The 12,091-nt window shown below is 59.3% G+C and carries 8 protein-coding genes; all 8 read left to right on the top strand.

Annotated features, from left to right (window positions below; genetic code table 11):
• Positions 1 to 308 precede the first annotated feature (308 nt).
• The 8 genes from L1A08_RS05140 (at position 309) to L1A08_RS05105 (ending at position 12,061) form a co-directional block, all read left to right on the top strand.
• Entirely contained in the window at positions 309 to 1,772 is a 1,464-nt protein-coding gene (locus L1A08_RS05140) for a CmpA/NrtA family ABC transporter substrate-binding protein (protein ID WP_261362764.1), read from the top strand.
• A gap of 102 nt (positions 1,773 to 1,874) precedes the next feature.
• A complete protein-coding gene (locus tag L1A08_RS05135; RefSeq protein ID WP_238754958.1) occupies positions 1,875 to 3,488 on the top strand; it encodes an ABC transporter permease in 1,614 nt (537 codons plus the stop codon).
• A gap of 39 nt (positions 3,489 to 3,527) precedes the next feature.
• The gene (locus L1A08_RS05130) at positions 3,528 to 4,397 is read left to right on the top strand and encodes an ABC transporter ATP-binding protein (RefSeq protein WP_238754956.1); all 870 of its coding nucleotides are present in this window, start codon (positions 3,528 to 3,530) and stop codon (positions 4,395 to 4,397) included.
• 43 nt (positions 4,398 to 4,440) lie between these two features.
• On the top strand, positions 4,441 to 5,394 hold the full coding sequence (locus tag L1A08_RS05125; RefSeq protein ID WP_238754953.1) for an ABC transporter ATP-binding protein: 954 nt from the start codon (positions 4,441 to 4,443) through the stop codon (positions 5,392 to 5,394).
• 15 nt (positions 5,395 to 5,409) lie between these two features.
• On the top strand, positions 5,410 to 6,291 hold the full coding sequence (locus tag L1A08_RS05120; protein ID WP_238754951.1) for a hypothetical protein: 882 nt from the start codon (positions 5,410 to 5,412) through the stop codon (positions 6,289 to 6,291).
• 12 nt (positions 6,292 to 6,303) lie between these two features.
• On the top strand, positions 6,304 to 7,998 hold the full coding sequence (locus L1A08_RS05115; protein WP_238754949.1) for a DmsC/YnfH family molybdoenzyme membrane anchor subunit: 1,695 nt from the start codon (positions 6,304 to 6,306) through the stop codon (positions 7,996 to 7,998).
• Positions 7,995 to 10,226, top strand: coding sequence for a molybdopterin oxidoreductase family protein (locus tag L1A08_RS05110; RefSeq protein ID WP_238754947.1), 2,232 nt, complete (start codon positions 7,995 to 7,997; stop codon positions 10,224 to 10,226). The genes L1A08_RS05115 and L1A08_RS05110 overlap by 4 nt, the downstream gene beginning before the upstream one ends.
• Positions 10,223 to 12,061, top strand: a complete 1,839-nt coding sequence (locus L1A08_RS05105; protein ID WP_238754944.1) for a NirA family protein — start codon at positions 10,223 to 10,225, stop codon at positions 12,059 to 12,061. The genes L1A08_RS05110 and L1A08_RS05105 overlap by 4 nt, the downstream gene beginning before the upstream one ends.
• Positions 12,062 to 12,091 lie beyond the last annotated feature (30 nt).

Raw genomic sequence — 12,091 nt, 5'->3', positions numbered from 1 at the left:
CGGAATGCTGCTGACGTGCGCACAAACTATGCGAACCTGCTGCCTCTTTCCCCAGCACAAAAGGACCGATCAAAGTTCTCGCGTCCGTCAAACAGGCACTGAAGATGAATTAACAGGCACCGCTGTGGGAGACCACGTGTCGCCTGATCCGCGCTGTTCGGTCGGCCACGGGGATGGGAGTTCTGCTGCCGTGAATGGCACAACCATTGCTTTTCCACCCATTGTCTTCGACGCGCTCTCGTGAGGACAAACAAGTTGGAATTATTCAGGCAATCGTTGTGAGACTCCTTCACGAAAGCGCCCTGCTGATGATCTGCACTCTCCGTGCTTCACTGTTTCTTTCTGCCCTGGCTCTTTGTGCGTGCCTTCCCGGATGCAGTACCGGCGAAGGAGCCGTGCCACTTCAGCTCGAACTGACCGAAGCGGATCTCGCGGAAGCCGACAAGCTGGCTCCTGAAGATCTCGAGATCGCCACGAGCGGCACGAAAAAGCTGACACTCGAAAAGACCGATCTCAAGTTCGGCTTCATCAAGCTGACCGACTGTGCTCCGATCGTCATCGCCCGCGAGAAAGGCTTCTTTGCCGATGAAGGACTTTCGGTCGAAGTCGTCGCTCAGCCGAACTGGAAGACGCTGCTCGACAACGTCATCAGTGGCAACCTCGACGGAGCCCACATGCTCTCCGGCCAGCCGATCGCCGCCACGATCGGGTTCGGCACCTCCGCTCACGTGATAACCCCATTCACGATGGATCTGAACGGAAACGGCATCACAGTTTCCAACAGCATCTGGGAGCAGATGCAGCAGAACGATCCTGCTCTGCGATCCGAACAGCCGCCACACCCGATTACCGCCGACTCGCTGGTGCCGATTGTGAAATCGCGTCTCGCCTCGGGCGAGAAACTCCAGATGGGCATGGTCTTCCCGACCTCAACGCACAACTACGAACTTCGCTACTGGCTGGCCGCTTCGGGGATTAACCCGGGGATGTATACCGAAAGCGATATCGGGGGTCGGACCGATGCCGAGGTCGAACTTTCTGTCACGCCTCCTCCCATGATGCCGGCCACTCTCGAAGCCGGCAACATTCAGGGTTACTGCGTCGGCGAGCCGTGGAATCAACAGGCGGTCGCCAAAGGCATCGGCGTGCCGGTTTCGACGAACTACGACATCTGGAAGAACAACCCCGAGAAAGTCTTCGGCGTCACCCAGGAATGGGCCAACGCGAATCCCGACACGATGGTCGCCGTGGTGAAGGCGTTGATTCGAGCTGGGAAATGGCTCGATGAAACCGACGACACCGGCAAGCTGGTCAATCGCGAAGAAGCCGCCCGCATCCTGTCGCGATCCGATTATGTCGGAGCCGACTTCGACATCATCCGCAACTCGATGACCGGCTACTTCTACTTTCAGAAGTCGGACAAACGTCCGATGCCGGACTTCAACGTCTTCTACAAGCACTACTGCACTTACCCCTGGTACAGCGATGGCGTCTGGTTCCTCACGCAGATGCGTCGCTGGGGGCAGATCACCGAACCGAAGCCCGCCGAGTGGTACGACGAGATCGCCCGCAAGGTCTACAAGCCCGAGATCTACCTGCAGGCCGCCCAACTGCTGCTCGATGAAGGTCTGATCGAGAAAGACGAAGTCCCCTGGGACTCCGACGGATACAAGCCGCCGACTTCGGACTTCATCGACGGAGTGAAGTACGACGGCCACGATCCGATCGGATATCTGAACTCGCACAAAATCGGCAACAAAGATTCCCTCTAAGAGCACCGAATCCCCAGCGGCGTTCCGAACTTGAAACAAGCCTGCCCACGCGAGCGTGAGCATCCCAGACAACCGAGAAACGATCTCTTACGAAAGTAAGTCATGGAAAGCCTGAAATACACACTGCTGAAGATCATCCACGTGAGTGGACTGACGTTTCTCGAGCCGGTCGTTCGTCTCTGCTATGGCGAAGAGCCGCAACTGCAGCTCAAGAAGATCGGTCGATTCATCGTCATCCCCTCGCTGACCTTCCTCGCGTTTCTGGTCGCCTGGGCGCTGATTGCTCCCGTTTACAAAACGAAATCGGGCGAAGTGCCAACGCCGGCCGTGGTCTGGGATGCCGCTCAGGGAGTGAAACGATTTCACGAACGCGAAAGCGATAAGCAGGTCGCCTACGGATTGAGCGGCGAGGAACGGGAAGCCAGCCTGGCAGAAGTGTCGGAGCAACGGGCGGTTCTGAATGCGATGAAGGCCAACGCCGATGAGCAGGTCGCCGCGGCAAGCGAAGAACGCACGACTCTCATCGCCGAAGAAATGGAACCGCTGGCTACCGCTTACGAAACGAAAAAAGCCGAATTCGAGCAGGCTGAGAAACGCCGCGAAGCCGCTCTCATCGTGAAGGCAACGCAGATCGACCAGCGGGACATCGAGGCCAAGAACGAACTGCTCGCCTACATTCGCGGCCACAAGTTCCAGACCGAACAGGAACGTGAACTCCTCAAGACGCTCAAAGCCGAACAGGACGACGTTCGCAATCTGACTTACGCTCCGCTCCAGAACGCGATGCGGTTTCAGACCGAGATCGCAGAAGAAGAGCAGTACCTCGCCAAGAAGGAAGAGATCCTTTCAAAGGCCAACCGGAGTCTGAAACTCGAGGAAGAAGCTGCCAGGCTGAAAGAACTCAAACTGCAGTATGCCGCGACAACCGGCCCCGACCTGATGCCGATCGCTCAGCAGATGCTGCAGATTGAAGGCCGGATGCAGAAGATCGTCGACTCGGAATATGCCAAACCGTGGACACTGCCGATGCAGATCATGCGATCGCTGGCCTGTGTCTTCGCCGGCTTCTTCCTGGCGACGGCGATCGCGATTCCGATCGGAGTCCTCTGCGGCGTCAGCCCGACGTTCATGGCTGCCGTGACACCGTTCATCGCTCTGTTCAAACCGGTCTCACCGATCGTGTGGCTGCCAATCTCGTTGATCATCGTCGGCGGCGTCATCACCGATCCCGAAACCCACTGGCTGATGGTCGGCATGTCGAATCTGCCGCTCATCGGCTGGCTCCAGATCAACCCCGCCTTCATCGCTTCGGCAATCACGGTCGCTCTCTGCTCGCTCTGGCCGACTCTGGTCAACACGGCTCTCGGAGTCGCGTCGATCGACAAAGATCACCTGAATGTGGCTCGCGTGCTGCGGCTCAACTTCTTTCAGCGTCTCACCAAGATCGTCATCCCTTCGGCTCTGCCGCTGATCTTCGCCGGTCTGCGAATCTCACTCGGCGTCGGCTGGATGGTGCTCATTGCCGCCGAGCTGCTCAGTTCGAGTGAAGGAATCGGCAAGTTCGTGTGGGACATGTTCAACAACGGGTCGTCGGAAACCTTCGCCCAGATGTTTGTCGTCGTCTTCGTGGTCGGAGTCATCGGCCTGATGCTCGATCGCATCATGATCATCTTCCAGCGACTCGTCAGCTTCGACGGAGCCCCCGCCGCAATCTGATCCACGAATAACATTTATTCCCAGTCGGAACTTTCTCTCATGCCCATTCTTGAATTCGACAACGTCTCTTTCGGCCACGGGATCGGCTCGGACAAATACGAAGTCCTGACCGATGCCAGCCTGGCTGTCGAAGAGAACGAGTTCGTTGCCATCATCGGCTTCTCCGGCTCCGGCAAGAGCACGGTTGTCTCGCTGCTCGGCGGGCTGATCGAACCGGATCAGGGAACCGTCAAGATGCACGGCAAACCGATTGGCCCTCCGGGTCCCGATCGCGGCATCGTCTTCCAGAACTACTCGCTGCTTCCCTGGCTGTCGGTGCACGGCAACATCGAACTGGCCGTCAAGCAGGTCTTCCCCGGCATGTCGCCGACTCAGCGGGAAGATCACATTCAGCATTACATCGATCTGGTCAGCCTGACGGGAGCTGAGTGGAAGAAGCCGAACGAAATGTCGGGCGGAATGCGGCAGCGACTTTCGCTGGCCCGCACCCTGTCGATGCAGCCGGAAGTGTTGCTGCTCGATGAACCCCTTTCCGCTCTCGACGCCATTACCCGTTCGGTGCTTCAGGATGAAATCACGCGGCTCTGGGAACAGGACAAACGGACGGTCGTCATGATCACCAACGATGTCGACGAAGCCGTGCTCATGGCCGACCGGATTGTCCCGCTCACTCCGGGGCCGCGGGCCACATTCGGCAAAGAATTCGCCGTGCCGCTCGAACGCCCGCGCGATCGAGCCACGCTCAATTTCAATCCCGAGTTCAAGCACATTCGCAACGACGTGACCCGTTACATGATGGACATCAATGCCGAGTCGAAACGGCTCAACGTCGCCGGAAACCTGAAGCTGCCGCAGATCCAGCCGATCTCGCTGGATGCTGCCCCGAACATCGAAATCAGCGTCGTTTGAGTTTGTCGCCCGTCCCTTGTCTCCCGGACAGAAAGTATCAGTCATGAGCAATCCAGCCGAAGAGCGATACGTCGAGATGTCCAATCTCATCAAGGCGTACCCGAATCCCTACGGCGACGACATCAAGGTCATCGACGGCTTCAACCTCAAAATTCGCAAAGGCGAAGTGGTCGGCGTCATTGGCCACTCCGGCTGCGGCAAGTCGACTGTCCTCACCATGCTGGCCGGCCTGAACCCGATCACCTCCGGCGGGATTATTGTCGATGGCCGGGAGATCTCGGGACCGGGACCTGACCGAGCCGTGGTCTTTCAGTCTCCCTGTCTACTCCCGTGGATGACCGCGTACGGCAACGTAAAGCTCGGCGTCGATCGCGTTTATCCGCATGCCACCCCGCAGATGCGACACGACCTGATCGCCTACTACCTGGGAATCGTAGGACTCTCGGACGCAATGCACCGCTATCCCCGCGAGCTGTCTGGCGGGATGCAGCAGCGGGTCGGCATCGCGAGAGCGATTGCTTTGCAGCCGAAAGTGCTGCTCCTTGACGAACCCTTCGGCCGGCTCGATTCGCTCACTCGTATGGAACTGCAGGATGTGATTCTCGAAATCCTCGATCGCGAACAGCTGACCACGGTGCTGATCACTCACGATGTCGACGAAGCGATCTACATGTGCGATCGCGTCTGCATGATGACCAATGGACCGGGAGCCAAAGTCGGCAATCTCATGTCGATTCCGTTTGAACGCCCCCGCCGGCGAGCCGAGATCCTCGAGCACGCCGACTACTACAACTATCGCGGCGAGTTGATCTGCTTCCTCGAAGAACAGGAAGAACTCAAGGGCGACCGTCCGGCGAAGTCCGAACCGAACAACGGTGTCGGCGAAGACACCCGCACGGACCTGGCGGCCCAGGAAGACACTTCGACCGAGATTCCGGTCCTCAACGACGAACTGGAAAGCCGCGTTGCTGACACTGAGATGGTGAAGGTGAACTGAGTGATGAATTCTCCCATGCCTGTTGAAAACTGCGCTTCGCTATCACGAGCTGCCTGTATCGGACTCTGGCGGATCGACCACAGTCACGTCGTCTTCGAATCGGCGATGACGTCGGATGCCGAACCGCTGGCCGAGCTCCGCCTTCTCCAGGGGCTCGCTGAACAGGCCGCCCGGACGCAGGCTCCACAGATCCGATCGCTGCAGCCCCGTGATGACATCCGTCTGTTCCTGCTGGCGATCCCGGTTGTGCACCGCGATCGAACCCGGTCCGTGGTCGGCTTTGTCCTGGGAGAACCGGTCGTTCGGGGCTCCGCTCTGGAACGCTGGGAACTGGTCGAAGATCGGGCCGAACTGAGCCTGACCGATGGCTGCTATGGCGAGCTGAACTACTTTCAGGAGATCAGCCGCGAAGTTCGCTTTCCGCTCGGCACCGGACTTCCGGGCATGACCTGGAAGACGGGCGTCCCCCGTTTACTTCATCCGCTCGCCACATCGCCGGAGTTCCTGCGAGCTGGCGAAGCCGGAGAAGCCGGACTCGAAATCGGAATCGGCTTTCCCATTCTCGGGGAAGGCAGCGAAGTCCAGTCGGTTCTGCTGTTGCTCTCCTCTTCGGGAATCTCGTTCGCTGGTGAGTTTCAGATCTGGACCGAATCAGCCGGTCGCTGCACGCAAACCGACCGCCTCATCGTCGAACAGAGTCCCGTCGCGAACTCGGAAGAACAGAAGATGCTCGATGGCGTCATCGAGGACCTCGTGCTGGAAGCCTTCGCCCGGAAGACCGCCATCGTCGAACGCATTCCGGCTCCCTCCGGTCGCGAGACCGGACTGGTCGTTCTGCCTGTGCTGTACGACTTCGGAATCTCTTCGGCTCTCGTCCTGGTCATGAACGGAAAGTAAACGCGATCAACCATGATTAACGCCGTCCTCAATCCTGAGAATGACTCGACGATCGGTGCCCACAGCGATCTGCTCGGACTTCTGCTGCGCGATCAGCAGGAGATGTCCGCCGTCGAACGCTTCTCGATGCGGCACGACGAACAGAGTTCCTGCCAGGTCAGCCAGTATCGCTCCCTGCTCCCGGTCAGCCCGCTCGAAGAAGGCGAACAGTACGCCTTCTCGGTCGATCTCGATCGCTGCTCGGGCTGCAAAGCCTGTGTCACGGCCTGCCACAACCTCAATGGTCTCGACGATCATGAATCCTGGCGGGATGTCGGCCTGCTCTACAGCACTTCGACCGAACTGCCGATGATGCAGCACGTCACGGCGGCCTGCCATCACTGCGTTAATCCGGCCTGCATGAACGCCTGCCCGACGAACGCGTACGAGAAAGATCCGATCACCGGAATCGTGAAGCATCTCGATGACCAGTGCTTCGGCTGCCAGTACTGCACTCTGGCCTGCCCATACGGAGTGCCCAAGTATCACGAGAAGAAGGGCATCGTTCGCAAATGCGATATGTGCAGCCAGCGGCTCGCCAACGACGAAGCCCCCGCCTGTGCCCAGGCCTGTCCGCACGAAGCCATTGCGATCACCAAAGTCAGTGTGACGGAAGCCCGCAGTCGCGCCACCGAAGGTGAGTTCATCACCGGAGCCCACAACCCGGCTTACACCACGCCGACAACCGTTTACAAGTCCCGCAAACCGCTGCCGAAAGATCTGCTCAAAGGCGATCAGCACGATCTGACGCCGGAACATGCTCACCTGCCGCTGGTCATCATGCTGGTGCTGATACAGATCTCCGCTGGAGCCTTCCTGTTCCTGCAGCTGGCACGAATGCTGAACCCGGCCGCAATTGTCGACCCCATGTTGCCGCTCCTGACAGTCGGCATCTTCGGCGTGAGTCAACTCGCGTTGGCGGCCAGCACGATTCATCTCGGGCGTCCGTTGTACGCCTTCCGCGGAATCCTGGGCATCCGCCATTCCTGGATGAGCCGCGAGATTGCCGCCTTTGGGGCCTACTCAGCCGCCGCCGGGACTTATGCCGCCAGCTTCTGGATGCCGGAATTCCTGATGCCGTTCCAGCCGCTGTTTCAGCAGTATCTGGGCTATGCAGCCGTCCTGACCGGATACGTGGGACTGGCCTGCTCGATCATGATTTACCAGTGCACGCAACGCCGCTTCTGGAATGGAATGGCGACCACGGTGAAGTTCGTCGGCACGTCCCTGTGCGGCGGGACGGCTCTGCTGATGATGCTCGCCCCAATTGTCGCCCTGCTCGCCGGCGATGCTTCCGTTCGCGACTTCGCGAGCAACTGGTCGGGGCGACTCGCAATGGCGGCCGCTGCACTGACGCTGATCAAACTGGCAACCGACGCCGGTGTCCTGCGGCATCTGGTCGAAACGACATTCACATCGCGTAAGAAATCGGCTCGTCTCATCATCGGCCCGCTGCGGTCGATCACGGCGGGACGAGTTATCTGCGCCACGCTGGGGATTCTCCTGGCCGGTGCACTGGGGGTGCTCGAAGGCTCGCTGCCCCTGATGGGAACTGCTGCGCTCGCGGCGGTCTCTGGATCGCTGATTCTGGCTGGAGAGTTCGCGGAGCGATACCTCTTCTTTGCTGCTGTTGATGCCCCGCGAATGCCCGGAGGTCTGACGTCATGAGTTCCGCCCTGACAAAACCTGTCTCGCTGGTGCGGGATCTGATTCACCAGAAATCAGGTCCGCTCACCCGCGAACTGATTCAGCAACCCGGAGGCTTCGGCCTCGGCAACATCCCCGCCAGTGCCAGGCCCGATCGCACCACCATGATGGTCTGCGGTTTCTGCTCGACCGGCTGTGGACTCAACATCCATCTCAAGGACCGCCAGGCCATCGGATTGACGCCGGCGAAGAACTCTCCCGTCAATCTGGGAATGGCCTGCCCGAAAGGCTGGGAGGCTCTCGAGGTTCTCAAAGCCAAAGATCGCGCCACGATGCCCCTCACGCGATGTGCCGGCAGTGGAGAACTGCGACGGACCGAATGGCATATCGCTCTCAATGAGTTCTGCGATCGTTTCAAGTCGATTCAGCAGGAACATGGAAACGACTCCGTCGCGTTCATCAGCACCGGTCAGATTGTCAACGAAGAGATGGCCTTCCTCGGGGCACTCGCCAAGTTCGGCATGGGCATGATTCACGGCGACGGCAACACCCGCCAGTGCATGGCGACCGCGGCGACGGCGTACAAGCAATCGTTCGGTTTCGACGCTCCCCCCTTCACCTATCAGGACTTTGAAGAATCGGACGTCCTGGTGTTCGTAGGAGCCAACCCCTGCATCGCTCATCCGATCATGTGGGAACGGGTGATGCGGAATCAGAACAATCCGGAGATCGTGGTCATCGACCCCCGGAAGACTGAAACAGCCATGCAGTCGACACAGCACCTGGCCCTGGCTCCGAAATCTGACCTGACGCTCTTCTACGGTCTGGCCCGACTGCTCATCGACAAGGGATGGATTGATCGCGAATTCATCGACGCCCACACCACCGAATTCGACGCCTTCGCCGAACATGTCGCCCCGTTCACCCTGGAGCGAGTCTGCTCCGAAACCGGAATCTCGCCCGATGCGATCCTGCATCTGGCTCATACCATTCACGAAGGGAAGAAGGTTTCCTTCTGGTGGACGATGGGAGTCAACCAGAGTTACGAAGGGACCCGACTTGCTCAGAGCCTGATCAATCTGTCGCTGATGACCGGCAACATCGGTCGCCCGGGCACGGGAGCGAATTCGATCACCGGGCAATGCAATGCCATGGGCTCGAGAATGTTCAGCAACACAACCGGGCTGTTCGCCGGTCGCAACTTCGAGAACGAGCAGGACCGCAAGGATGTCGCCGAGATTCTGGGCATCAATGTCGAATCGATCCCTCAACAGAACAGTCTCGCCTACAACGAGATCATCGATGGCATTGAGTCGGGCAAGATTCGCGGACTCTGGGTCATCGCGACGAATCCGGCTCACTCGTGGATCAATCAGAACCGCCTGAAGGAGCTCCGCGAGAAGCTCGACTTCCTGGTCGTACAGGACATGTACTCGACCACCGAGACGGCTCAGATCGCCGACCTTGTTCTGCCGGCTGCCGCCTGGGGCGAAAAGGAAGGGACGTTCATCAACTCCGAACGCCGGATCGGACTGGTCAAGAAAGTCTCGGCTGCTCCGGGGCAGGCGTTGTCCGACTTCTTCATCTTCCGCCTCATCGCCGAGTACTGGGGATGCGGCGAGATGTTCGAAAACTGGGGCTCACCGGCCGATGTCTTCGAGATTCTCAAGAAGCTGACCGCCGGTCGTCCGAACGACATCACCGGCATCACCGATTACCACATGATCGACGAAGCCGGCGGGATCCAGTGGCCACTCAAAGCCGGCGAAGAACTGAAGGATTCCCAGCGGCGTCTCTTCGAAGACGGCCAGTTCTATCACGCCGATGGCAAAGCGAAGTTCTACTTCGAAGAGCCCCGCGAGATGCCCGAGCCGCCCGATGACGACTACCCGTTCACCCTGCTGACCGGACGCGGCAGCGCCTCGCAATGGCATACGCAAACCCGAACCAGCAAGTCGGCCGTACTGCGAAAGCTCTACCCGAAAACGATTTTCGCCGAAATCCATCCCGACGATGCCAGCCGCCTCGGCATTCGACCGGAAGACTGGGTCGAAGTCGCCTCCCGTCGAGCGGCCATTGAAGTCAAAGCGCTGGTGACCGTCGCCGTGCAGCCGGGGCAGATCTTCATTCCGATGCACTACAAGCTGACCAATCAACTGACACACGACTCCTTCGATCCCTATTCGAAACAGCCATCGTACAAAGCCTGTGCGGTCACCATCCGTCAAACGCGAGGAGGATCCCGATGATCGATCGAAACGACGCCTTCACCGACGAGCAGAAGAACTATCTGCAGGGCTTCCTGATGGGCTCGGATGTCTCACGAGCCGTCCGTGGCCTGCCGATCCTCAGCGGCACTAACGGAAGCAATGGCAGCTCGATACAGGTCGGCGGACAGAAGAACCTCGCCGACGAGATGCCGGCCGGTCCCGAGCGCGTTCACTTCGAAGCTCAGAACCGTCAGCTGCAGGACGGGAAGAAACTGTGTGCCGAAGAAAATGCGAAGCGGAAGAAGAACCCGCTCGATATGTGGAACGAGATGCAGGCCCACGCCCGCGAGGGCAAGTTTCCCAAAGGGACCGATGTCTTCCTCTTCAAGTTCCAGGGGCTGTTCTACGTTTCGCCGGCTCAGAATTCATACATGTGCCGCCTGCGGATTCCCGGCGGTATCCTGAAGACCGGACAGTTTCGCGGGCTGGCCGATCTGGCCGAACAACATGCCGGCGGATACATCGATGTCACCACGCGGGCCAACATTCAGCTGCGGGAAATCGGTCCGTCCGATGGCGTCCCCCTTCTGATGGGACTGCACGATCTGGGCATCATCAATCGCGGCTCCGGCGGAGACAACATCCGCAACGTAACCGGCAACCCGACCAGCGGCATCGATCCCCAAGAGTTGATTGAAACGCTGCCGCTCGCCCGGGAGATGCATCATCACATTCTGAACCACCGCGAACTGTATGGCCTGCCCCGCAAGTTCAACATCGCCTTCGAAGGGGGCAGCTCGATCAGCAGCCTCGAAGACACCAACGACATCGGCTTCACAGCCGTGCGTGTCAGTGAAGAAAACGCCACAGCCGAGGTTCCGGCGGGCGTTCACTTCCGCCTCACACTCGGCGGCATCACAGGACATCTCGACTTCGCCCGCGACACCGGCATTCTCGTTTCGGCTGAAGAAGCGGTAACCGTAGCCGATGCGATCGTTCGCGTTTTCATCGAACACGGCGACCGCACCGACCGCAAGAAAGCTCGCCTGAAGTATCTGCTTGATGCCTGGGGCTTCGAGAAGTTCATTGAACACGTTCAGGAGAAACTCCCCTTCCCGTTGCGACGCTTCGCTCTCGACCAGTGCGAACCGGCACCGGCTGCCGATCGTTATGGGCATGTCGGCGTGCATCCCCAGAAGCAGCCGGGACTTAACTACATTGGAGTCGTGCTGCCGGTCGGCCGCCTGACGCCCGATCAGGTTCGCCAGCTGAGCGATCTTTCCGAAATGTTCGGCGACCGTACGATCCGCCTGACCGTCTGGCAGAATCTGCTGCTTTCCGGCATTCCGGATGAACGGGTCGACGAAGTCTGCCGTCGCATCGAAGCGATGGGCCTCGACTGGAAAGCGAGCAATGTTCGCGGAGCACTCGTCGCCTGCACCGGGAACGCCGGCTGCAAGTACGCCGCCGCGAACACCAAGCTGCACGCCCGACAGATCGCCGACTATCTGGACGAGCGGATCGAACTCGACTCGCCGATCAACATTCACCTCACCGGCTGTCATCACTCGTGTGCCCAGCACTACATCGGCGACATCGGTCTGATCGCCACGAAAGTCGACGTCGGTGACGACGAAGACATGGTCGAGGGTTACCACATTTTCATTGGCGGCGGCTACGGCCGCGATCAGGGCATCGGCCACGAGTTTCGCACGTCCGTCACGCACGACCAGTGCCCGATCGTGATTCAACAGCTGTTGATGACCTACCTCGAGAATCGCCTCTCGCCGGAAGAACAGTTCGTCGACTTCGTCCGGAGAGTCGACCTCGAAGAACTCCGCTCGATGTGTGATCAAACCGTCGCCGTCGCCTGAGACGAATAAACACAACACTTTCTGATTTAA

The sequence above is a fragment of the Rubinisphaera margarita genome (assembly GCF_022267515.1).
In the GTDB taxonomy this organism is placed as follows: Bacteria; Planctomycetota; Planctomycetia; order Planctomycetales; family Planctomycetaceae; genus Rubinisphaera; species Rubinisphaera margarita.
The sequence above is the reverse complement of the archived record's forward strand: the minus strand, read 5'-3'. Positions and strand labels throughout refer to the sequence as shown.

Coding starts and splice junctions, on each gene's coding strand:
- L1A08_RS05140 (WP_261362764.1), top strand. CDS start 309: ATGATCTGCACTCTCCGTGCTTCACTGTTTCTTTCTGCCCTGGCTCTT.
- L1A08_RS05135 (WP_238754958.1), top strand. CDS start 1,875: ATGGAAAGCCTGAAATACACACTGCTGAAGATCATCCACGTGAGTGGA.
- L1A08_RS05130 (WP_238754956.1), top strand. CDS start 3,528: ATGCCCATTCTTGAATTCGACAACGTCTCTTTCGGCCACGGGATCGGC.
- L1A08_RS05125 (WP_238754953.1), top strand. CDS start 4,441: ATGAGCAATCCAGCCGAAGAGCGATACGTCGAGATGTCCAATCTCATC.
- L1A08_RS05120 (WP_238754951.1), top strand. CDS start 5,410: ATGCCTGTTGAAAACTGCGCTTCGCTATCACGAGCTGCCTGTATCGGA.
- L1A08_RS05115 (WP_238754949.1), top strand. CDS start 6,304: ATGATTAACGCCGTCCTCAATCCTGAGAATGACTCGACGATCGGTGCC.
- L1A08_RS05110 (WP_238754947.1), top strand. CDS start 7,995: ATGAGTTCCGCCCTGACAAAACCTGTCTCGCTGGTGCGGGATCTGATT.
- L1A08_RS05105 (WP_238754944.1), top strand. CDS start 10,223: ATGATCGATCGAAACGACGCCTTCACCGACGAGCAGAAGAACTATCTG.